The sequence below is a fragment of the Mesorhizobium sp. GbtcB19 genome (assembly GCF_019091085.1).
Classification (GTDB): Bacteria; Pseudomonadota; Alphaproteobacteria; order Rhizobiales; family Rhizobiaceae; genus Mesorhizobium.
Genome location: NZ_JAGXJY010000005.1, coordinates 60,628 through 82,847, shown reverse-complemented (window position 1 = coordinate 82,847; position 22,220 = coordinate 60,628). Strand labels below are relative to the sequence as shown.

General features: G+C 64.9%; 20 protein-coding genes. 7 read left to right on the top strand and 13 right to left on the bottom strand.

The genetic code is table 11. The features are described from left to right. The 3 genes from KVT37_RS11295 to KVT37_RS11285 all read right to left on the bottom strand — a co-directional run bounded on the left by KVT37_RS11295 (position 1) and on the right by KVT37_RS11285 (position 4,043). Positions 1 to 366 carry a glyoxalase superfamily protein gene (locus tag KVT37_RS11295; protein WP_217572752.1) on the bottom strand — a complete coding sequence of 122 codons (366 nt, stop codon included), beginning with the start codon at positions 364 to 366 and terminating at the stop codon, positions 1 to 3. A 32-nt stretch (positions 367 to 398) separates the two neighbouring features. Then, complete coding sequence (locus KVT37_RS11290) at positions 399 to 2,987, bottom strand: TIGR02302 family protein (protein ID WP_217572750.1); 2,589 nt, start codon at positions 2,985 to 2,987, stop codon at positions 399 to 401. 114 nt (positions 2,988 to 3,101) lie between these two features. Then, positions 3,102 to 4,043 carry a threonine/serine dehydratase gene (locus KVT37_RS11285; protein WP_217572748.1) on the bottom strand — a complete coding sequence of 314 codons (942 nt, stop codon included), beginning with the start codon at positions 4,041 to 4,043 and terminating at the stop codon, positions 3,102 to 3,104. A gap of 50 nt (positions 4,044 to 4,093) precedes the next feature. Here KVT37_RS11285 and KVT37_RS11280 point away from each other — a divergent pair, with 50 nt between their 5' ends. Continuing rightward, entirely contained in the window at positions 4,094 to 4,396 is a 303-nt protein-coding gene (locus KVT37_RS11280; protein WP_217572746.1) for a helix-turn-helix transcriptional regulator, read from the top strand. Between the two features lie 16 nt (positions 4,397 to 4,412). On the opposite strand, the gene lysA is transcribed toward KVT37_RS11280, so the two are convergent. From lysA to argH, 3 genes are all read right to left on the bottom strand, one after another. Then, positions 4,413 to 5,681 (bottom strand): diaminopimelate decarboxylase, encoded by a 1,269-nt coding sequence (gene lysA, locus KVT37_RS11275; protein ID WP_217572744.1) that lies wholly within the window; start codon positions 5,679 to 5,681, stop codon positions 4,413 to 4,415. 52 nt (positions 5,682 to 5,733) lie between these two features. Next, the gene (locus tag KVT37_RS11270) at positions 5,734 to 5,940 is read right to left on the bottom strand and encodes a lipoprotein (RefSeq protein ID WP_112100590.1); all 207 of its coding nucleotides are present in this window, start codon (positions 5,938 to 5,940) and stop codon (positions 5,734 to 5,736) included. 128 nt (positions 5,941 to 6,068) lie between these two features. After that, a complete protein-coding gene (gene argH, locus KVT37_RS11265; RefSeq protein WP_217572742.1) occupies positions 6,069 to 7,469 on the bottom strand; it encodes an argininosuccinate lyase in 1,401 nt (466 codons plus the stop codon). A gap of 33 nt (positions 7,470 to 7,502) precedes the next feature. On the opposite strand from argH, the gene KVT37_RS11260 reads away from it, so the two are divergent. Beyond that, entirely contained in the window at positions 7,503 to 8,186 is a 684-nt protein-coding gene (locus tag KVT37_RS11260; RefSeq protein ID WP_217572740.1) for a TlpA disulfide reductase family protein, read from the top strand. 5 nt (positions 8,187 to 8,191) lie between these two features. Here the strand turns inward: KVT37_RS11260 and KVT37_RS11255 are convergent, their stop codons facing one another. Together KVT37_RS11255 and KVT37_RS11250 are read right to left on the bottom strand one after the other, a co-directional pair. Further along, positions 8,192 to 10,675: an EAL domain-containing protein gene (locus KVT37_RS11255; RefSeq protein WP_217572738.1), complete on the bottom strand. Its 2,484-nt coding sequence runs from the start codon at positions 10,673 to 10,675 to the stop codon at positions 8,192 to 8,194. A gap of 180 nt (positions 10,676 to 10,855) precedes the next feature. Next, positions 10,856 to 11,896, bottom strand: a complete 1,041-nt coding sequence (locus KVT37_RS11250) for an endonuclease/exonuclease/phosphatase family protein (protein WP_217572736.1) — start codon at positions 11,894 to 11,896, stop codon at positions 10,856 to 10,858. Positions 11,897 to 12,151: 255 nt separating this feature from the next. On the opposite strand from KVT37_RS11250, the gene KVT37_RS11245 reads away from it, so the two are divergent. From KVT37_RS11245 to KVT37_RS11225, 5 genes are all read left to right on the top strand, one after another. After that, entirely contained in the window at positions 12,152 to 13,504 is a 1,353-nt protein-coding gene (locus tag KVT37_RS11245; RefSeq protein WP_217572734.1) for an extracellular solute-binding protein, read from the top strand. A 172-nt stretch (positions 13,505 to 13,676) separates the two neighbouring features. Further along, on the top strand, positions 13,677 to 14,561 hold the full coding sequence (locus KVT37_RS11240; protein ID WP_217572732.1) for a carbohydrate ABC transporter permease: 885 nt from the start codon (positions 13,677 to 13,679) through the stop codon (positions 14,559 to 14,561). 7 nt (positions 14,562 to 14,568) lie between these two features. Next, positions 14,569 to 15,483, top strand: coding sequence for an ABC transporter permease subunit (locus KVT37_RS11235; RefSeq protein WP_217572730.1), 915 nt, complete (start codon positions 14,569 to 14,571; stop codon positions 15,481 to 15,483). A gap of 12 nt (positions 15,484 to 15,495) precedes the next feature. Continuing rightward, a complete protein-coding gene (gene ugpC / locus KVT37_RS11230; RefSeq protein ID WP_217572729.1) occupies positions 15,496 to 16,605 on the top strand; it encodes a sn-glycerol-3-phosphate ABC transporter ATP-binding protein UgpC in 1,110 nt (369 codons plus the stop codon). A gap of 16 nt (positions 16,606 to 16,621) precedes the next feature. Continuing rightward, positions 16,622 to 17,416, top strand: a complete 795-nt coding sequence (locus KVT37_RS11225) for a phosphodiesterase (RefSeq protein ID WP_217572727.1) — start codon at positions 16,622 to 16,624, stop codon at positions 17,414 to 17,416. A 10-nt stretch (positions 17,417 to 17,426) separates the two neighbouring features. On the opposite strand, the gene KVT37_RS11220 is transcribed toward KVT37_RS11225, so the two are convergent. The 5 genes from KVT37_RS11220 to KVT37_RS11200 all read right to left on the bottom strand — a co-directional run bounded on the left by KVT37_RS11220 (position 17,427) and on the right by KVT37_RS11200 (position 22,049). Next, entirely contained in the window at positions 17,427 to 17,825 is a 399-nt protein-coding gene (locus KVT37_RS11220; RefSeq protein WP_217572726.1) for a type II toxin-antitoxin system VapC family toxin, read from the bottom strand. After that, the gene (locus KVT37_RS11215; protein WP_217572724.1) at positions 17,822 to 18,097 is read right to left on the bottom strand and encodes an AbrB/MazE/SpoVT family DNA-binding domain-containing protein; all 276 of its coding nucleotides are present in this window, start codon (positions 18,095 to 18,097) and stop codon (positions 17,822 to 17,824) included. Before KVT37_RS11215 ends, KVT37_RS11220 begins: the two co-directional genes overlap by 4 nt. Before the next feature lie 119 nt (positions 18,098 to 18,216). After that, positions 18,217 to 19,299 (bottom strand): ABC transporter ATP-binding protein, encoded by a 1,083-nt coding sequence (locus KVT37_RS11210; RefSeq protein WP_217572722.1) that lies wholly within the window; start codon positions 19,297 to 19,299, stop codon positions 18,217 to 18,219. After that, positions 19,296 to 20,870, bottom strand: coding sequence for an iron ABC transporter permease (locus tag KVT37_RS11205; protein WP_217573272.1), 1,575 nt, complete (start codon positions 20,868 to 20,870; stop codon positions 19,296 to 19,298). Before KVT37_RS11205 ends, KVT37_RS11210 begins: the two co-directional genes overlap by 4 nt. 174 nt (positions 20,871 to 21,044) lie before the next feature. Continuing rightward, complete coding sequence (locus KVT37_RS11200; RefSeq protein ID WP_217572720.1) at positions 21,045 to 22,049, bottom strand: iron ABC transporter substrate-binding protein; 1,005 nt, start codon at positions 22,047 to 22,049, stop codon at positions 21,045 to 21,047. Positions 22,050 to 22,220: the final 171 nt, after the last annotated feature.

The window sequence follows — 22,220 nt, the reverse complement described above, 5'->3', positions numbered from 1 at the left end:
TCAACCCTTCTCGAAGAAGGTGAGGTGGTTGCCGAAGGGATCGATGACCGTGACCTCCTTCGTCTGCCACGGCGTCGTCTCAAGGCCCGGCCTGTTGAAGCGGTATTTCCTGGCCGTCAGCTCGCGATGCAGGTCGGCGATGTCGACCACCTCGATGCGGACATGGGCGCCGGGCGAGCCGTCACCGTGGTGCTCGCTCAGATGCAATTCGCAGCCGTCGCGGGCGATGGCCATGTAGAGCGGCGCGTTGTCGTCGAAGCGATGTTCGAAGCGGACCTCGAAGCCGAGGAAGTCGAGATAGAATTCGCGCGCCTTGGCGATGTCGAACATGCGCAGGATCGGGGTGACGGTTCCAAGCTTCGGCATAGGCGACAGCGATCCGAAAGGGGTGGGCGAGCTTACTTCAGTTCGAGCAGCCGTTCGAGATAGCTGCGCTCGATATCCGGGCTCAGCGCGTTGCCGAGCCGCTTGCGGATCGCGTCGAGGATCTGGCGGGCGCGCTGCACGTCGATCTCGTCGGGAACCTTGACCGAGGTGCCGTCATCGGGGCCGTTGGTGGCGCGCGGCCGTCCGAGCGGATCGCGGTCGGCATTCTGCTCGCGGCCGCCCTGCTCGCTGCCGCCCTGGTCGCCCTGCATGGCCTGCATCTGCTTCATCATGTCCTTGGCGCCCCGGCGCAGCGCCTCGAGCGCGCGACCCTGATGGCCGACGGCCTGGTCGCCGTTGCCTTCGCCGAGCGACTTTTCAGCATTGCCCATGGATTTGCCGGCCTCGCCGAAACCCTCATTGGGCTCCATGCCCATGCCTTCGAGGCCTTTCTTCAACTGGTCGAGCTCGCTCTGCAGCTGGCCCTGGCCTTCCTGCAGCTGCTTCAGCGCATCGGCCAGGTCCTTGGGCGACATTTTCGGCCGTCCCAGCGGATCGCGGTCCTCGCCGGGGCCGGGCCGCTGCTCGTCCTGGCCCTGCTGCAACTCGCCATCCTCGCCCATCTGCTGATCGCCGTCCTGGCCACGCTGGCCGCGCTGCATCTGGTCCAGGCGGAAGGTGTCGTTCATCATCTCCTGCTGGCGGCGCATGATGTCGCCGAGCTTGTCCATCTGCTGGCGCATCTCGCTGTCCTGCTCGCCGCCCGGCTGCTGGCGGCCGGCCTGCAGGTTGTTCATCATGTCCTGCAATTCGGACAGCAGCTGCTGGGCCTTGTCGCGGTCGCCCGATTTGGCCAGGTTCTCGATCTGGTCCATCATGCGGTCGATGTCGCTCTGGCGCAGCTCGCGGCCGTTCTGCTGCATCTGCGGCGCGTTCGGGTTCTGCTGCGCGCGCTGGGCGAATTCCTGCAGGAACTGGTTCATCGCCTCGCGCAGTTCCTTCATCGCCTTTTCGATCTCCTGATCGCTGGCGCCGTTCTTGATGGCATCCTGCAAGGCCTGCTGCGCCTGGCGCAGCCGCCGCTCGGCGGCCGACAGATTGCCTTCCTCGATGCCGAGCGCGATCTCCCACAGATAGGACACGACGTTGCGCAACTGGTCGTCGCTCTCGGAGATTTTCAGCCGGCTCCTCGCGCTCATGATGGCGAGATAGTTCGACATGTTGTCGAACGTGTCCTCGGGACGCAGCGTGATCGCGTCGATAAGGTCGAGAACGCGCGGCTTGGCATTGGTGTCGAGCGCCAGCAGCCGTCGCTGCTCGACCACCGCGCGGGCCAGCGGGTTGGCGAAGGGCCGCTCCGGCATGACAAGCGTCCTGGTGTCGCTGGTCGCGGTGTGGCCGGCGTCGTCGGTGACGCTCAGCGTCAGCTTGATGCCGGAACCGGCCCAAACATGCTCTGTCAGGTCCTTGGTCGTCTTGGCCACATTCGTCTTGCCGCCACGGCGCGGCAGGGTCAACGGCATATCGGGCGGGCCATAGAGCGCATGCGCATTGGCGGCCGGCGGGGCCGACAGCTCAAAAACGGCCTTGGCGGAGGCGGCGCCATAGTCGTCGGCGATCTCGTAATTGAGCTCGATGGAGCCGTTGACCGCGCGCTTCGGCTCGCCGACGAAGCGGATCGTCGGCGGCTTGTCGGGGATCACGGCAAAGGCCCAGTGGCCGAGATCATCGTCACCGGATTTCAGCGTCAGCGTGCCGTCGGTGTTCAGCTTGCCGGTGAACTGGCGCAGTTTGGGTGCCGCCTGGCCGGCGGCGGGCGTGGCCCCCTTGGGTGCCGCCGGCTCGATGGCGCGGGCATTGCCGCCGGTATCGGCGTAGCTCAGCGTTTCTTCGCCCGAGCCGCCGGTGACGCGCAATGAGACGTCGCTGCCTTGCGGCACGGAGAAGGTCTGGACCGCCTGATTGGCATCGGCGGTGAGGAACAGCGGTGCCTTGCCGGTATAGGCGGGCGGCGTCACCCAGGCGTCGATGCGCGGCGGCACGGTATCGCGCGCGGCGCGGGCGACAAAGCCGTCGCTCACCCTACCGCCAAAAGGGCCAAAGGAGAAGGCAAGGGCGGTGACGAACAGCAGCCCAGCGACGGCGCGCAGGCCCCAGCGGTCGTAGTCCGGCACGCTGCTGCGCGGCCGGTCGGCGCCGAGGCTCGAAAGCCGCTCGGCCATGCGTTTCTGGTGCTCGCGCCACAGCGCCTGCGAGAAGATGCTATCAGCGCCGCTCGGCCGGTCGGTCTGCACCTGCACCGGGCTGTGCAGCAATTCGTTCGCCGCCTCGATGCGCCGGTCAACCTCGACAGCCGTCGGCATGCGGAAGAAGCGCAGCGGATAGAGCGCCGCCAGCGCCGCCAGCGCGAACAGGGCCAGGAGGCCGATGCGCGCGGCGTCCGGCAGGCGCGGGAACAGGCCGAACCATGAAAGGCTGAGGAACAGGCTGGCCACGATCAGCAGCGGCAGCACGAGCGGCCAGCCACGCTCGGAGACCATCGAGGCCCGCGTCGCCAACCGGCTGAGCGCCAGGCGTCCGGCCAGGCTGCGCTCGCCGCTGGAAGTGGGTCGTTCCGTCATCGGCCCTTCCTGCCCGGCCACAACCGGCCGGACGTCATCGTCAGAAGGATACCAGCAAACACGGCAAAGGCGAGGCGGGTTCCAAAAACGTGAAGCGGTTTGGCCGGGTTATGATCAGAAATTGCCGGGATTCGTGTTGGAACCGCAGACCAGGACCGCCACGCGCTCGCCCTCCGCCGGCACATAACGCCCGGAAAGCACTGCGGCGAAGGCCGCGGCGCCGCCTGGCTCGGCGATGATTCGCACGCGGTCCCACAGCGCCTGCTGCGCCGCGACGATGTCGTCGTCGCTGACCAGGATCGAGCGTTCGACATAGGCCTCGGCGATCGGAAACATCATCTCGCCGACGCGCTTCGGCGCCAGCGAATCGGCCGCGATGCCTTCGGCTGGCGCGTCGACCGGCTGGCCGGCCTCCAGGGCGCGGTAGAGCGTCGGCGCGCCTTCGGGCTCGATGGCGATGATGCGGATGCGCCCCGAGAACCAGGCGGCGATGCCGCCGATCAAGCCGCCGCCGCCGACGGCAACCAGCAGCGTGTCGATTTCGGGCAGATCGGCCTCGATCTCCAGGCCCAGCGTGCCCTGGCCGAGCAGCGTTTCCTCCTGGTTGAAGGCATGGATCTGCAGGGCTCCGGTCTTTCCGGCAAAGTCCTCGCTGGCGGCAAGCGCCTCGGCATAGCGGGCACCGCCGACCACCAGCTCGGCGCCGTAGCCGCGGATGCGCGCGAGCTTGGCCGGCGGGCTGACCTCGGGCACGAAGATGGTGGCCTTGTGGCCGAGCTTCATGGCGGCGTAGGCGACAGCGGCACCGTGATTGCCGCCCGACGCCGCGACGACGCCGGCTTCGGGCACCGGCCGCGTCAGCAGATTGGTGAAGGCGCCGCGCGCCTTGAAGGAGCCGGAATGCTGCAGGCATTCGAGCTTGAGATCGACCGGAAAGGCGGGACGGCCGAAATCCGCCATGTCGACGCGCATGACCGGCGTGTGGCGCACATAGGGCCGGATGCGCGGTTCGACAGCGGCGATGCGTTCGCGCGTGATCGTTTTGGTGCTCGACATAACCTGCTCCTTGGGATTGACTTCAATTAGTAACTTAGCAAAATGACTAAATGCAAGAGGTCGACATCTTCAAGGCGGTCGCCAATGAGCGCAGGCTGCAGATTCTCGATTGGCTCAAGGATCCGCGCGCGCATTTTCCGCGCCAGGCCGATGGCGATCTGGTCGAGGACGGCGTCTGCGCACTGCTGATCGCCGAAAAGCTCGGCATCACCCAGGCGACGCTGAGCGAGCATATGCGCGTGCTGACCCAGGCCGGCCTGCTCTCGACCAAGCGCATCAAACAGTGGATCTTCTATCGCCGCGACGAGGGCCGAATTGCCGAAGCCAAGGCGCTGATCCAAGAAAAGATCTAGCGCTTCGCCAGGCGCGCTACTTCAGCCAGTCGGGGATCGAATCCAATCCGATCAGTTCCTCATAGGTCTGGCGCGGCCGCACGACATGGAAACGGTCGCCGTCGACCAGAACCTCAGGCACCAGAAGCCTGGTGTTGTAGGTGCCGGCCTGCACCGCGCCATAGGCGCCGGCGGTGGACACGGCGATCAGGTCGCCCGCCTTCAGCCTCGGCAGGTCGCGGTCGAGGCCGATGAAGTCGCCGGTCTCGCAGACCGGGCCGACGACGTCGACCTTCATGCGCGGCGTCGAGGCGGGCGGCTGCACCACCGGCCTGATGTCGTGGAAGGCGTCATAGAGCGTCGGCCGGATCAGGTCGTTCATGGCGGCGTCGACGACGAGGAAGTTCTTGGCGTCGCCTTCCTTCACGTAGATGACCTGCGACACCAGGATGCCGGCATTGCCGACGATCAGGCGGCCGGGCTCGAACATCACCTTGAGACCGAGCCTGGTGACGTGCTTCCTGACGATCTCGGCATAGGCGTCGGGCAGCGGCGGCGGGCTGTTGTCGACGCGGTAAGGAATGCCGAGGCCGCCGCCGAGATCGACATGCTCGATCGAATGGCCGTCGGCGCGCAGCGTGCCTACCAGTTCGACCAGCAGCGCGAAGGCATCGTCGAACGGCTGCAACTCGGTGATCTGGCTGCCGATATGGGTGTCGATGCCGGTCACCTTGATCCCAGGCAATTCAGCCGCGCGGGCATAGACCTGCCGGGCGCGTTGCCACGGAATGCCGAACTTGTTCTCGGCCTTGCCGGTCGAGATCTTCTTGTGTGTCCTGGCATCGACATCCGGGTTGATGCGCAGCGAGACGGGCGCCACCTTGCCGAGTGCGACGGCGCGCGCCGACAGCAGTTCGAGCTCAGGCTCAGATTCGACGTTGAAGCAGAGAATGCCGGCGGTTAGCGCGAAGTCCATTTCGCGCGCGGTCTTGCCGACGCCGGAAAACAGGATCTTGTCGGCCGGAATGCCAGCGGCCAGGGCGCGGCGGAGTTCGCCTTCCGAGACCACGTCGGCGCCGGCGCCCTGCCTGGCCAGCGTCTTCAGCACGGCCTGGTTGGAGTTCGCCTTCATGGCGTAGCAGACCAGCGCGTCGAGGCCGGCGAAGGCCTCCTTGAAGACACGAAAATGCCGGGTCAGCGTCGCCGTCGAATAGCAGTAGAAGGGCGTGCCGACCTCGGCCGCGATATCGGGGATCGCGACGTCTTCGGCATGGAGCACGCCGTCGCGGTAATCGAAATGGTTCACGAGAGTTGGTTCCGAAAAGTTGGAGCCCGATGAGATCAGGTGCTCATCGGCTCTAGAGCAAGGGGTCGAGAATGAACTTCTTGTCCTTGACCGGTTTTTCCGGTTCTGGCGGCACCGGCTGCTTGGCGCGTTCGGCATCCTTGCGCGCCTGCTCCGCCGCCTCATAGGGCGTGTCGAGCCCGGTCTTCCTGCCGCAGGCCGTGACGGTGACAACCGCCGCCAGCAGCGCGAGCGTCACCAAAATCCTGCTACGGGTCATCGATCCATCCGTTTGAAACTGTTTCTGTGCCGCCGCTTTTAGCCGAGTTTTCGGCGCTTTGCATCCCGGCAATTGTTTTGATGCACGTCGTTGTCCCAGAACCGCTGCCCACTCCTGGGCGACATGCATTAAGCCCTGGCGAGGCGCTTTTTCCAGTAGCGGATCTGCTTTCGCACTTCCGACGGCGCGGTGCCGCCGAAGCTTGTGCGGCTCTTCACCGAGTTCTGCACGGCAAGCACCGAGAAGATATCCTCGGTGATGCCGGAATGGATGGAACGCAGGTCCTCCAGCGACAGCTTCTCCAGCCCGACCTTCTTCTCCTCGGCCAGCGCCACGGCGCGGCCGGTGACGTGATGGGCTTCGCGGAAGGGCAGGCCGAGATTGCGCACCAGCCAGTCGGCAAGGTCGGTTGCCGTGGCGTGGCCAGCGCCGGCGGCCTTCTTCATGGCGGCGGCGTTGACGGTCATGTCGCGCACCATGCCGGCGGTCGCGGCCAGCATCAGGTCGAGCGTCTCGGCGGCGTCGAAGACCGCCTCCTTGTCCTCCTGCATGTCTTTGCCGTAGCTCAGCGGCATGCCCTTCATCACCGTCAGCAGACCAACCAGGTGGCCATTGACGCGGCCGGCCTTGCCGCGCACCAGCTCGGCGGCGTCCGGGTTCTTCTTCTGCGGCATGATCGAGGAGCCGGTGGAGAAGGAATCCGACAGCCGGATGAAGCCGAATTGCGGCGTCGACCAGATGACGATCTCTTCGGCAAGCCTGGACAGATGCGTGCCGCAGATCGCGGCAAGGCTCAGGAATTCGAGCGCGAAGTCGCGGTCCGAAACGCTGTCGAGGGAATTGCGCGTCGGCTCGCGGAAGCCGAGCGCTTTCGCCGTCATGTGGCGGTCGATGCCGAAGCTGGTGCCGGCAAGGGCCGCCGCGCCGAGCGGGCTCTCATCCATGCGCTCGATGGCGTCGCGCACGCGCGACAGGTCGCGGCCGAACATCTCGACATAGGCCATCAGATGATGGCCGAAGGTCACCGGCTGCGCCGCCTGCAGATGGGTGAAGCCGGGCATGACGGTTGCCGCATGCTCCTCGGCGCGTTCGAGGAAAGCGGCAATCAGGTCCTTCAGCGCCTCGGCGACGCGCTGGCATTCCTGCTTGACCCAGAGTCTCAGGTCGACGGCCACCTGGTCGTTGCGTGAGCGGGCGGTGTGCAGGCGTCCCGCCGCCGCGCCGATCAGGTCGGCAAGCCGCGCCTCGACATTCATGTGGATATCTTCCAGCCTGGTCGAGAATTCAAACTTGCCGGCCTCGATCTCTTTCAGGATCGTGTTCAGCCCGTGAGCGATCTTTTCCTGATCGGCCGCCGAAATAATGCCCGTTTCGGCCAGCATCTCGCTATGGGCGATCGATCCGCTTATGTCCTGCGCATAGAGCTTGCGGTCGAAGCCGATCGACGCGTTGATCGCTTCCATGATCGCGGCCGGACCCGAGGCAAAACGTCCGCCCCACATCTGGTTGCTGGCCTTCTTGTCGCTCATCGCTATAACCCGTGCTCCGGAGCAGTTTTGAAAATGTCAGACGGCAGTAGATTTTTGTTCCCGGCTACGCGCCTCATCCTCGTCGCTTTGGTGGCGGGCGTGCTGGCCGGCGCGGTCGCGGTATATGTCAGCGAGAGCGGTTCTGGCAACAATGCTCCCGAGAAGGCCGCTGCCGTCGCCAGCAAGGATGATGCCGCCTGCGCGGCGAAATCCGCGCGCGCCAAGGCTGTCGCGGCGAAAGCCGTCGGCCAGGTGGCGGCGCTGCAGCCGGCGGACCCGCCGCAATCACTGAAAAGCCTGGCGTTCAACAGGCCCGACGGCAAGCCGATGACGATTGCCGACCACGCCGGCAAGACCGTGCTGCTCAATCTGTGGGCGACATGGTGTGCGCCGTGCCGGGCCGAGATGCCGGCGCTCGATGCGCTGCAGAAGGAGAAGGGCAGCAACGCCTTCGAGGTCGTGGCGGTCAATGTCGACACCGGCGACGACACGAAGCCGAAGAAGTTTCTCAAGGAGATCGGCGTCGAGACGCTCGGCTTCTACCGGGATCCGACGATCGCCCTGTTCAATGAGGCGAAGACGCGCGGGCTGGCGCTAGGGCTTCCGGTGACCATGCTGATCGACGCCGAAGGCTGCCTGATCGCGCATATGAACGGCCCGGCCGAATGGTCGAGCCCCGACGCCAAGCGGCTGGTGGAAGCGGCGCTAGCGCCGTGATGATCTCAGACTGAGTGCGCGGCCGCGGCTGGCTGCAGCATCAGGATGCTGCCGCCCCGGGCTCTTTCGACCTTGGCGGTTGCCCCGACCGCATCGTCTTCCTTGACGCCGTCATCGGCCGCCGCAACGCCCGTCAGTTCGCTGAACGCCTCAATCGGGCCGGGCCTGCCCAGATAGTATCCCTGGCCGATGTCGCAATCCTCGGCATCGAGGAAGCGCAGCTCGTCCAGCGTCTCGACGCCTTCGGCCAGAACCGGCAGGCCGAGGCCGCGCCCCAGGCCAAGCACGGCGCGCACGATGGTCGCGACCTGATCGTTCCTGTCGACCGATTTGATGAAGGATCCGTCGATCTTGATCTTGTCGAAGGGGAAGGCGCGCAAATTGGACAGCGACGAGTAGCCGGTGCCGAAATCGTCCATCGCCACGCGCACGCCGAGCGCCTTGATCTGGCGTAAGGTGGCCAGCGCCCGCGGCATGTCCTTGATCAGCGCCGTCTCGGTGATCTCGAGCTCGAGCCTGCCTGCCGCCAGGCCCGTGCGCAGCAGCACCTCATGCACCTTGCGGCTGAAATCGGGATTGTGGAGCTGCACCGCCGAGACGTTGACGGCGACCGTCAGCGGGTTCTTCCAACTCGCGGCCTCCTTGCAGGCCGTCGCCAGCACCCATTCGCCGATCTGGGCGATGGCGCCACAATCCTCGGCCACCGGGATGAACACCGAAGGCGCAATGTCGCCGCGTTCGGGATGGTGCCAACGGATCAACGCCTCGAAGCCGACCATGCTGCCGCTGCTGATCTCTTTCTGCGGCTGGTAGACGAGACGGAACTCGTCGCGCGTTACAGCCTGGCGCAGGTCCTGCTCCATGATGCGCCGATCGCGCGCCTCGGCGCCCATCGAGGCCTCGAAATAGCGGAAGGTGTCCTTGCCTTCGGCCTTGGCGCGATAAAGCGCGGTGTCGGCATGGCTGATCAATGCCGCCTGCTCGTCGGCGTCGAGCGGATAAAGCGCGATGCCGATGCTGGCCGACACCATGCCGCCGGGCGACAGCCGGTTTTCCTGACGCAGCGCGGACAGCACCGCTTCGGCGATGCGGCCGGCCGCCTGCGGGTCCGGAAGGTTGGGGGCGATGATGGCGAATTCGTCACCGCCGAGCCGGGCCAGCATCTGGCCGTGGCGCAGCACGCCGGAGGCGCAGTGGGCCACCTTTTGCAAGACGGCGTCGCCGGCGGCGTGGCCGAAGAGGTCGTTCACCTCCTTGAACCGGTCGAGGTCGAGAAGCATGAGCGCCAACTGGCTGCCCTTGCCGCCGCCTTTGCCGTCCGGGGCGGACGCGGCGATCTCGGCTTCCAGCCGGCTGGCGAAGCTGCGGCGGTTGGCGAGCCCGGTGAGCGGGTCGTAATGCGCAAGCCGCATGATCTCCTGCTCGGCCTTCCTGCGCTCGCGAATATCGCGTACGGCAACGACCAGATGCGGTTTGCCGCAATAGTCGATGCTCCTGGCGATGAGCTCGACCGGGATCGGGCTGTCGCCCTGGCCGCGCAGATCGGCTTCCTGGGCCTGTCCGTTGCCGGCGGCGACGGCGGAGGCGATCCGCTCGCCGAACAGTTGGCTCAGCGTCATCGTATTCAGCGTGGTCGCGGCGATGCCGCTCAGCGCCGCGATGCTGTCATTGGCGCTGACGACGCGATTGCCGTCGCAGACGATGAGTCCTTCGACGGCGGCATTGGCCAGGCCGTGCATGCGCTCCGCCTCGGCCCTGTGACGGCGGAAGCGCAGATCGATCCACAGCGCCGTGGCGGCCAGCACCAGGATGATCAGGCTTGCCGTGGCGGCGGCAAAGGCCTGCGACATCGGCGCGATCGTGAATTTCGAAATCCCTATCGAGGAATCCGGGTAGATCGAGACCGCGGCCATGGCGATGAAATGCAGCGTGCAGATCGCCAGCGTCAGCAGGACAGCGCCGCCGACCGTTGCCAGGGTCGATGGCCGGCGCAGCACGACAAGCAAGGAGAGCGCGGCAAGAATGATGCCCGAGGCCAACGAGGCGGCGACCAGCAACTGGTTCCAGACGATCCGGCCTTCGACTTCGAAAGCCGCCATGCCGGTATAATGCATCGCCGCAATGCCGATGCCGAGCACGGCGCCGCCGACGAGATAGTGGTCGATGCCGCCGCGCACGGTCGCGATCCACATCCCGGCCGCGGTCAAAATGACGGACATCGCCAGCGAAGCCACCGAAAGCTCGGCGTTGTAGGCGTTCGGTATTCCCGGCGTGAAGGCGATCATGGCGATGAAATGCGTCGCCCAGATGCCGAATCCGGTCGATGCGGCTGCAATCAGCAGCCAGGCATAACGGTTTCGACTGGTCGATTGCACGACATGGCGAAGCAGGTTGACGGCGGAGAAACAGGAGATTCCGCAAATGAGCGCGGCCAGCGCAACCAGTCTCAGATCGTGCTGGTTCACGATACAATTATAGACGGTCAGCATCTTGCTTCACCTGATCTACCCGCATCAATCAAGCCAACGTGATTGATTAGGGCTGGACGACTGAAGAATCGATTATGCCGTCCGCAACCGCTGCGTGCCTTCCAGGTTGTATTTTCTGAAAGCGTTATGCGCCGGAACGGATTTCAGGATCGGCTTGAGCTGTGTCGATCCGGAAGGCCGTCACTTCACCCGCACCGTTACCACCAGCGCCTCGTGGTCGGCGCTCGGGCTGCCGTCCGGCAAGACCGCCGGCAGCGTCGCCGGCGCGCTTGCCGCAAGGCCGCGGGTGAAGAACCAGTCGATATGGCCAGCGGGCGTCAAGTCGCCGGCCGCGCGCCGCTGGGTGGGCTTGTCGAACGCGTTGGCCGCCTTCCAGTCGTAGCCACGCTCGGCAAACACCGCGAACAAGGGCTCATGATGCTCCGGATGCATCAGGCGGTCCGGGTCGGCGGCAATGCGCGCCCGCCAGGCGGCAGGGTCGTCATTGCGTTCCGGATAGGTGGCGGTCAGCGTGTTGAAGTCGCCGCCGATCAGCACCGGCGCTTCCGCGTCATATCTGTCGATGGCGTCGAGCAGGTGGCGTGTCTGGTCGGCACGGCCGGCGGGAGCGGTGCGGTTTTCGAGATGCACCGAGACGACGGTTATTCGGCGGTCGCCGACCATCACCTGGCCGCCGAGCGCCATGCGGCCGCCGATGCGCGGCTGGCCGTGCTCCGGCAGGAACCAGGCACCGGCGGCGTCGAAGCGGATGAGAAAGGGCCGCAGCAGCGGGACGGCGCTGGTTATGGCATTGCCGTGGAAGCCCTCCATGTTCTCGGCGCCGCCATTCGCCGCCTGCTCCGTCTCGTTGCCGGTGCCGAGCTCCAGGAATTCGACGCCATAGGCGAAGGAGTGGCCCAGGCGATCGGCAAGCCGGCTCAACAGATGTCCGTTGCCGGAGCGCGCCATGCCCTTGTCGACCTCGGACAGCAACACGACGCCCGGCGCCTGGCAGGCGATCGTCTCGGCGATGGCATCGACATGACGCAGCCGCTCGACGTTCCAGGCCATGACGGTCAGGCTCTCGCCGGCGCTCTCTCGCGACGCCTTGCCGCCGATCTCGATCTCGCCCAGAGCGGGAACCGCGGCCGCGTGGCGCAGATGGGTCGCGCTGTCACGCGGGCCGTCGCGCATCGCGTTGCGTTCAGCGAGAGGCACGTGTGTCAGATGCGGGACCAGCATGTCTTCCCATCCAGTTGGTCGGCCATCCATTAGCCGGTTAATCACAGAAGGTCTTTTCGGCGCTTCGGGGCGCCCTAGCTTCCTAGAGCGCCGATGTGACGTTTTCATGCCGGCGTGGCCGCTGCCGGGGGAGGAGACACTGGCTGTCCACAGGGCCTTCGAGCCCACAACAGAACTGTCACATACCTTCTCTATGAGAGCGGGCAAGGACTTGCGCAAAACCCTTGTCACACTGCCACTCAAGAGGGAAAAACCATGACCATCATCAAGCGGGGCCTTGCTGCCCTTGCCGCCGGCGCGCTCAGCTCCGCGCTTGCGGTTCCTGCTTTTGCGGAGCCGGTTAAGTTCGACTTCTGGTTCGGTCTGTCGGGCGACCTCGCCCGCGTCGTCGACACGCTGTGCAAGAATTTCAACGCCTCGCAGAAGGACTACGAGGTCGTCTGCACCAGTCAGGGCAATTACGACGCCACGCTGCAGAACACGATCGCCGCCTTCCGCGCCGGCAAGCAGCCCACCGTCGTCCAGGTCTATGACGTCGGCACCGCCACCATGATGCTGTCGGGCGCCTACAAGCCCGCCGACAAGCTGATGGAAGAGAACGGCTACAAGATCGACTACAGCGACTATTTCCCCGGTATCGCCCGCTATTACGCGACGTCGAAGGGCGAGATGCTGTCCTTCCCGTTCAATTCGTCGACGGCGCTGATGTACTGGAACAAGGACGCCTTCGCCAAGATTGGCAAGACCGAGGCGCCGAAGACCTGGGAAGATGTCGGCGCCGACCTCAAGGCGCTCAAGGACGCCGGCTACGATTGCCCGATGGCGATCAACATCTCCGGCAACGAGAGCTGGCAGATCATGGAGCAGTTCTCGGCCATTCACGACCAGCCGATCGCCAGCAAGAACAACGGTTATGATGGTCTCGACGCTCGCCTGGAGATGAACAAGACCAAGTTCGTCCAGTACGTCACCGACCTGAAGAAGTGGTATGACGCCGGCCTGATCAAGATCAAGTCGAAGGACCTCGGCCAGGATATGGTGCAGGCCTTCGCCACCGGCACCTGCCAGGTCATCATGACCTCGGTCGGCGATCACGGCACGGTCGGCAAAACGCAGAAGGAAGGCATGAACTGGGACGTCGCCGAGCTGCCGGTCTATGCCGGCACCGAGCGCAAGAACTCGCTGGTCGGCGGCGCTTCGCTGTGGGTTCTGTCCGGCAAGTCCGACGCCGAATACAAGGGCGCTGCCGCCTTCCTCAACTTCATCCACGACCCCAAGACGGCTTTGTTCTGGTCGACCAACACCGGCTATATTCCGGTGACGAAGTCCGGCTTCGAATACATGAAGTCCAGCGGCTTCTACGACAAGGCGCCCTACAAGGGGCGTGAAGTGGCGATCGCCAGCCTGACCGCTTCGGAGCCGACCGACATCACCCGCGGCATCCGCCTCGGCAACTTCACCCAGATCCGCGCCGAATTCGGCACGCAGATGCAGGCGATCTTCGCCAACAAGGAAAGCGTCCAGGACGGCATCGACACGCTGGTGAAGAACGGCGACGCTATCCTCGACCGCTTCCAGCAGACCTATCCGAACAAGACGCTGCCGTAAGCAGTGGACATTCCGAGGCCGCCCGCCGAAACTCGACGGGCGGCCGTTGCATATCCGGCCTAGAGCAATTCCAGGAAAAGTGTGGGCGGTTTTCCGCCAGGAATTGCGTCAAAACAAAGAGATAGAGTGGTTCGCCGTTTCCGTGAAACGGTGAAACGCTCTAGGCGGATCGATGGAAAAACGCGTCACTTTCAGCAAATGGACGATCGGCATCCTGTTCGCGGTGCCGCAGCTTTTTCTGATCTTCACCTTCTTCTACTGGCCGGCCGGACAGGCGGTTTACTGGTCGCTGACGCTGCAGCAGCCATGGGGCGGCGGCAACATCTGGGTCGGGCTCGACAATTTCCGCTCGATCCTGTCCAACGCCGACTATTGGAACTCGATCACCGCCAGCCTGATCTTCGCCGGCATCAGCACAGGGCTCGCGATGTTCATAGCGCTGGTGCTTGCCGCGCTCACCGATCGCCAGCTTGCCGGCTCGCGCCTCTACCGCGTGGTGCTGATCTGGCCTTACGGCATCGCCGCACCGGCACTTGCGCTGGCCTTCCGCTTCATCCTGGCCCCGGAAGCCGGCTTCATGGCCGTCGTCAACCAGTTCTGGCCGGGCTTCTGGGACCCCGGCCTCGACGGCGCCGATGCGATGGCCTCGATCATCATCGCTTTCTCCTGGAAATATGTCGGCTACAATTTCATCTTCTTCCTCGCCGCATTCCAGGCCATACCACGCTCGCAGATCGAGGCGGCGGCGATGGACGGCTCCGGGGTCATCCGGCGCTTCTGGGACATCCAGTTCCCGCTGATCACACCGACGATCTTCTTCCTTCTGGTGATCAACATCACCGAAAGCTTTCAGGATTCCTTCGGCATCGTCGACATCATGACCTCGGGCGGCCCGGCCAATGCCACCAATCTGATGGTCTACAAGATCTATTCCGACGGCTTCAAAGGGCTCGATTATTCAGGTGCTGCCGCGCAGAGCATCATCCTGATGCTGCTGATCATCGTGCTGACCATCTTCCAATTCCGCTTCATCGAGCGGCGCGTGCACTACAGGTGAGGCGGGCATGGTAGAGCGCACCCCGTTCCTGAACTTCTTCACCCATATAATCCTGTTCGCCGGCTTCGTATTTTGCGTTGCGCCCTTCGTGATCGTGGCGATCGCGGCCTCGCACAATCTGAAGGACGTCAACGATGTGCCGATGTCGCTGCTGCCGGGCAGCGATTTCTGGGTCAACATCAAGACGGCGTGGACGACAGCCGATCTCGGCCCGAAGCTGCTCAATTCCTTCATCATGGCGGCCGGCGTCGCCGCCGGCAAAGTCATCATCTCGGCGCTCACCGCCTTCTCGATCGTCTACTTCCGCTATCCCGGCCGCACGCTGATCTTCTGGCTGATCTTCATCACATTGATGCTGCCGCTCGAAGTGCGCATCGTGCCGACCTATGCGGTCGTTGCCAACGTTCTCGAACCCTACCAGACGATCATGGATGTGACCGGCCTCTCCTGGTTGATCGAGAAGGTTTCGGGCGTGCATGTCGCGCTCAACCTGGGGATGCTCAATTCCTATCCCGGCCTGATCCTGCCGTTGATCGCCACCGCCACCGGCACCTTCCTCTACCGACAGTTCTTCCTGACGGTTCCGGACGAATTGACCGAGGCCGCGCGTATGGACGCCGCCGGGCCACTGCGCTTTTTCATCGATATTTTGCTGCCGCTGTCGCGCAACAACATGGCGGCGCTCGGCACCATCATGTTCCTGTGGGCCTGGAACCAGTATCTATGGCCGTTGTTGATCACCACGGATCAGTCGCATGCGACCGCGGTGACCGAGCTGAAGCAGCTCATCCCCAATGTAGGCGGCGCGCCGGAATGGCATATCGCCATGGCCGGCACGCTGATCGTCATGCTGCCGCCGCTGATCGTCGTGGTGCTGATGCAACGCTGGTTCGTACGCGGCCTGATCGCCACCGAGAAATAACGGGAGACAAAGATGGCCTCCATCACCATTCGCGGCGTCAAGAAGAACTACGCCAAGACGCAGGTCGTGCACGGCGTCGACCTCGATTTCGCCTCGGGCGAATTCGTCGTCATCCTGGGGCCGTCGGGCTGCGGCAAGTCCACGCTGCTCAGGATGATCGCCGGGCTGGAGGAGATCTCGGACGGCACGATCGCGATCGACAACACGGTGGTCAACAAGCTCGAGCCGCGCGAGCGCGGCTGCGCCATGGTGTTCCAGAACTACGCGCTCTACCCGCATATGAGCGTGGCGCAGAACATCGGCTATTCGCTGAAGGTGGCCGGCGTTCCCTCGGCCGAGCGCACCCAGCGCATCCAGGCGGTGGCGCGCGTCCTGGAACTGGAGCACCTGCTCGACCGCAAGCCGATGGCGCTGTCCGGCGGGCAGCGCCAGCGCGTCGCCATGGGCCGCGCCATGATCCGCGAGCCGAAGGTGTTCCTTTTCGACGAGCCGCTCTCCAACCTCGACGCCAAGCTGCGCGTGCAGATGCGCTCCGAGATCCGCAAGCTGCACCGACGCCTCAGCGCCACGTCGGTCTTCGTCACCCATGACCAGGTCGAGGCGATGACGCTGGCCGACCGGCTGGTGGTGATGAATGGCGGCCGTGTCGAGCAGGTCGGCACGCCGGCGGAAGTCTACAGCCGGCCGGCAAGCCGCTTCGTTGCGACCTTCGTCGGCGCGCCGGCGATGAACATGCTGGAGGGGGAAGTCACGCTGGACGGCATTTCACTGCTCGGCGACAGCCGCAAGCTCAATGTTTCGCGCACCGGTCTTGCCGTGGGTTCGAAAGTTGCGGTCGGCATCCGGCCGGAGGCGGTGCGCATGGCGACGCCCGGCACGCCCGGCGCGCTCGCGGCGACGGTCGATCTCGTGGAAGAACTCGGCGCCGGCCGCGTCATCTATGTCGATCTTGACGGCGCGCCGTTCTCGGTGGTCACATCCGAGATTGTCCATCCCGAGCCGGGCAGCGCGGTCGGACTGCAATTCGCCGAATCGGACCTGCATTTCTTCTCCTCGGAAACCGGCGCCAGGCTCGACGTGTTCAAGGCTTCGGTGCCGGAACCGGCGCCGGCGACTTTGTGAATTTGAGGCTCATGCAATGAAGATCGTCCAGGTCACCGATGTCCATCTCGATCGGCGGCGCACAATCCGCTATGGCGCGAACCTGAATGAGCGGTTCGATCGCTGCATCGACCATATCAATGCCCGCCATGGCGATGCCACGCTTTGCATCTTCACCGGCGACCTGGCCGATGACGGCGAGGCCGAGAGCTATGCCGACCTGAAGGCGGCTCTGATCCGCCTGACCGTGCCTTACCGGCTGCTGCCCGGAAACCACGACCGGCGCGCCAATCTCATCGCCGCCTTCCCGGAAAACGGGACGGACGGCAACGGCTTCGTGCAGTCGGTTTTCGACACGCCGGAAGGGCGCCTGGTTTTCCTCGACAGCCTGGCGGAAGGCCGCGTCACCGGCGAGCTGTGCGACGACCGGCTCGCCTGGCTCGATGCGCGGCTCGCCGAGGCAGGCAAGGCGGCCTATGTCTTCCTGCACCACCCGCCGGTCGAACTCGGGCTCACGCTGCTCGACCCGCTCGGCCTCGAACAGCCGCAGCGGCTTATCGATGTGCTGACCCGTCACGGCAATGTCCGCTACATCTTCTTCGGCCATGTCCACCGCGACATCGCCGGCACGGTCGCCGGCATTCCGTTCTCGGTGCAGCGCGGCCTGCATGCCCGCTTCATGCTCGACCTTGTCGGCGACGAGGTGGTCGAGCAGGCGCCGCCCGCCTATTCGATCATCCTGATCGACGGCCAGCGCGTCGTCGTCCACAGCTGCGACTTCCTCGAGCAATGGCCGCTCTGGTCGCCGGCGACGGGCGAGCGCGTGCGGTAGACTAAATAGATCACCCGAGCAACAGTGTGGGCGTTCCCTGCGCTTCGACCAGCTTTGCCGCTTTCCTGTCGAAGGACACGAAGGTTTCGCCTCCGAGCCACTGACCGTCGAACGCGATCACTCCATCCGCGAAATCGCCACCGGCGTCGAGCACGGCCAGTCCCGCTTCGATCGTCGGTCGGTTGGCGACGACGTTGCGCATGTCGAGGATGCGGCGGATCGAGGCGGATATATCAGGCCGCGCAACCCGGTAACTTCTATCCAGCACCCAAACAAACTCGCAGAGCGCTTGAACGCTGATCGCGACCAACTCGGCCCCTTCCAGGGTCTCAGTTGCTGTCCTTTGCTGCGCTTCGTCGTCCCCGACGACAAGGCGCAACAGCACGTTGGTGTCGAGGCTGATCTTCACTTGCGCCCGATTCCGCGCATCCCGCTCGAAGCGCCGGCGTCGGCGATCGCATCGTTGATTTCCTCGATCGAAAGCCGTGCGCCGTTCGTTTTGCCCTTGAGCATCCCGCTTAGCTCTTGCCAGGAGCCCTTGCCCTGGTCGGCTTTCAGCTCCGCCCGCCCACCAGGTAGAAGATCAAGCCTGATCCTGTCGCCGGGCTGGATGCCGAGGTGCTTGAGCACGTCCTTCCGGAACGTGACCTGGCCCCGTGCTGTAACTGTCAATGTCGTCATGGCGTGGCCTCCGAGCGTCCAAAAATAATGCAGAACTGCATTATTTTCAAGGGCGGAGATTGATTGCACCTGCCGTCAGCGATTCTCGCAAAGCATGAAAGGCTCTAAGCACGAAGCCCTTAAGCAAAGACATGCGCCTTGCCGGTGACGGTGAGGCGCACGATCTCGCCTACGGCCGGCGCGTCCATGCCGGTCCTGCGCAGGATGAGCGGCGTGTTGCCGATCGCGGCCGCATCGGGCGGATCCGGACTGTTCAACAGCCGCACCGCGACGGTGCAGATCGAGCCGGCGAACTCGCAGTCCGTGACTTCGCCAAACAGCATGTCCGGCGTGCCCGACATGCCTTCGCGCGAGGTCCGCTTGAGCACGACCTGCTCGGGCCGCAGCATGATGCGCGCCACGTCGCGCCGTTCCTTGGTGTCGACGGCGATGCGGCCGAGCCGCGATACGGCAAAGCCCTCGGCGATCCTGGCCGGCACGATGATGGCATCGCCGAGGAATTCGGCGACCATCCTGTCCCTGGGCTGGAAATAGAGCTCGCGCGGCGTGCCGACCTGCGAGAACAAGCCGTCGCGCATCACCGCCACCTGGCTGGCGAAGGACAGTGCCTCGGCCTGGTCATGCGTGACCAGGATGGTGGTGATGCCCGCCTCTTCCAGAAGCTCGGCAACGGCCTTGCGCATCGAGGCGCGAAGCCCAGTGTCGAGCGCCGAGAAAGGCTCGTCGAGCAGCATCAGCCTCGGCTTCATCGCCATGGCGCGGGCAAGCGCCACGCGCTGCTGCTGGCCGCCGGAGAGCTCGTGCGGCCGGCGTTTCAGGATCGCCTTGTCCAGTCCGACGATATAGGCGAGCTCGACGATATGTTCGGCTCGTCTGTCGGCGTTCCGCGCGATGCCGAAGCCGATATTGTCGGCGATGCTGAGATGCGGAAACAGGGCGCCGTCCTGCGCCACCACGCCGATGCCGCGGCGATGCGCCGGCACGGCGGCGCCGCCATTGGCGAGCACCTTGCCGTCGAGCGCGATGCGGCCGCGGTCCGGCGCCTCGAAGCCGGCGATCAGCCTGAGCAAGGTGGTCTTGCCGCAGCCGGATGGCCCGACGATCGCGGTGCGGCTGCCGCTTTCCACCTGCAGATCGACGCCCGCGAGCGCCGCCACCGGGCCGTAGTTCTTCGCCACGCCGCTGAGTTCGAGAAAGCTCATCGTCCGGCCATCCGCTTCGACTGGACGTAAAGCCACCACGTCATCGGCAACGACATCGCCACCATGATCAGCGCGTAAGGCGCGGCCGAGGCGTAGTCGATCTCGCCGCTGTAGGACCAGAAGGCCATGGCCAGCGTGCGGGTGCCGTTGGGCGCCAGCATCTGGGTGGCGGTGAGCTCGTTGGTGATGCCGAGCGCGACCATCGCCATGCCGGCCGCGGCGCCCGGCGCCGACAGGCGGATGGTCGTCGACCACAGCGCCTTGACCGGCGCCCGGCCAAGGCTGGAAGCGGCGCGTTCCAGCTCCACCGGGGCCTGCGCGATCGAGGCGCGCAGGCTGACCAGCGCGCGCGGCAAAAACATCAGCGCATAGCCGAACAGGATGGTGAACAGCGTCTGGTAGAGCGGCAGCGCGACACGCACGGTGATCGTCACCAGCGCCAGCGCGATGACGACGCCCGGCAATGCGCCGACGATATAGTTGCAGCTCTCGAGCAGACGTTGCAGCCGACCCGGCGCGCGGATCGAGATCCAGGCCATCGGCATTGCGGCAATCGTTGCAAGCACCGCTCCGGCGATGGCGAGGAGGAGCGTCTGGCCGAGCGCCAGGCCGATCTCGTCCCAACGCCAGACATCGGCGCCGCCGGCGAGCAGCCAGCGGCTGACCGTGACGAAGGGGACGCCCAGCGACAGCAGCGCGACGCCCGCCGGCAACAGCAGGCAAGGCAAGGTAGCGCGGCCGAGGCGGGCGCGTTGCTGCTTGCGCGCGGCGCCGGAACCGACGCGGGCATAGCGTTCCTCGCCGCGGACGATCACCTCGAGCGCGAGCAGGAAGAGGCAGCAGGCCACAAGCACCGCGGCCAGCATGTTGGCGGCCGGTCCGTTGAAGGTCGACTGGAACTGGTCGACGATCGCGGTGGTGAAGGTATCGAAACGGATGAAGACATAGAGGCCGTATTCGGAGAGCAGATGCAGGCCGACCAGCAGCGAGCCGCCGCAGATGGCGAGCCTGAGCTGCGGCAGCACGACGCGCGCGAAAACTCGCCAGGGCCCGAGGCCAAGCGCCGCGGCGGCATCCTCCAGCGCCGGATCGAGCCGGCGCAGCGCGGCGGCGATCGGCAGATAGAGGAACGGGAAATAGGCGATGACGGAGACCAGCACGCCGGCCCACAGCCCGTGCAGGCCCGGCATGATGCTGATCCAGGCATAGGAGTGCACGAAAGCGGGGATGGCGAGCGGCGCGACCGACAGCCACGACCACAGCCGATTGCCCGGCAGGTCGCTGCGCTCGGTCAGCCAGGCCAGCGCCACCGAGAGCAGGGTGGCGATCGGCACGGCGACAATGACGAGGAGCACGGTGTTGACCAGCAATTCGCCGACGCGCGGGCGGAAGATCAGCGCCACCACGGTATCCCAGCCGGTCTGGATCGCGACCCAGACGATGAAGGCCAGCGGCAGCAGCGCGACCAGCGAGATCAGGGCGGCGACGAGCGTGATCCACGACGTGGGCCGGCGCTTCTTCATCCCGGCTGCCGGCAGTCTTGCGGGCGCCATGTCGATCGCCGACTGCATCAGGCGCGCCACCATGTCGCCGACGCCGCGTGGCGGAAGCGATCTGATAGGCCGGGGGAACGGCTCGATGCGCAGTCGATCGTCATCGACGAGGCGATCTCCAAATAAAACGCTCCCGCGGAAGGCGAATTGCCGCGGGAGCACGGTCGTTCGCCCTTTTAGGACGAACGCGAACTAAAGCAAGCCGGCTTGCGTCATCAGGTCGATGACCTTCTTGGAGTTCAGCGTCGCCGGGTCGACTTTCGGCGCCTGCAGGTCGGCCAGCGGCACCAGCTTCGGGTTGGACTGGGCATCCTTGCCGATCGCGTATTCATAGGAGGTTCCGGTCTTCAGCACCTCCTGGCCGCCCTTGCCGGTCACCCACTTCAGGAATGCCTGGGCTTCCTTCGGATGCTTGCTGGAAGCCAGCACGCCGCCGCCGGAGACCGAAACGAAGGCGCCCGGATCCTGGTTCTTGAAATAGTGGAGCGCAACGTTCTTGCTGTTTTCGCCGGTCTTGGCCTGATCGCCGAACCAGTAATAGTGGTAGATCACGCCGCCTTCGATCTCGCCGGCATTGACCGCCTTCATCACGGTTGAGTTACCCTTGTAGGCGGTGAAATTCGCCTTCATCGCCTTCAGCCAGTCGGCGGTGGCGGCTTCGCCCTTCAACTGAAGCATTGCGCTGACGATGGCCTGGAAGTCGGCGCCGGACGGCGAGGCGGCCCAGCGGCCCTTCCAGCTCGGATCGGCGAGATCGAGCAGCGACTTCGGCAGCTGGTCTTCCTTGAGCTTGTCCTTGTTGTAGGCAAACACGGTGCTGCGGGCGGCGACGCCGACCCACTTGCCGCTCGACGGCTGGTATTCCTGCGGCACCTGGGCCTGCGTGTCGGCATCGACCGGCGCGAAAAGGCCGGCCGCCTCGACCAGCGCCATGGCTGGCGAATTCTCGGTCAGGAAGACGTCGGCGGGCGAGGCCGCGCCCTCGGCGACGATCTGGTTGGAGAAGTCGCTGTCACCGCCGTTGCGCAACGTGACCTTGATGCCGGTTTCCTTGGTGAAGCCTTTCGCCCATTCCTTGGCGAGGCTCTCATGCTGGGCATTGTAGACGACGATGCCTTGATCCTCGGCCATGGCCGGGCCGGCAATCAGGCCGAGCGCCAAAGCGGCGCCGGCGAACGTGGAAAGGGCGGATTTCATAGGCATTGTCCTCAAATCTGGAGACAGGGTTTCGGGCACGGCTGCACCTATCAATACCTGATTATTGTAGTCAACATTGTGACCCTGCTTCAATCGGTCGCCGGGCCGCAAACTTTCGTGATTTTGCGGTAGTTTGGCTTGGACATTATTTCGCCGGCCACGTAACAAACC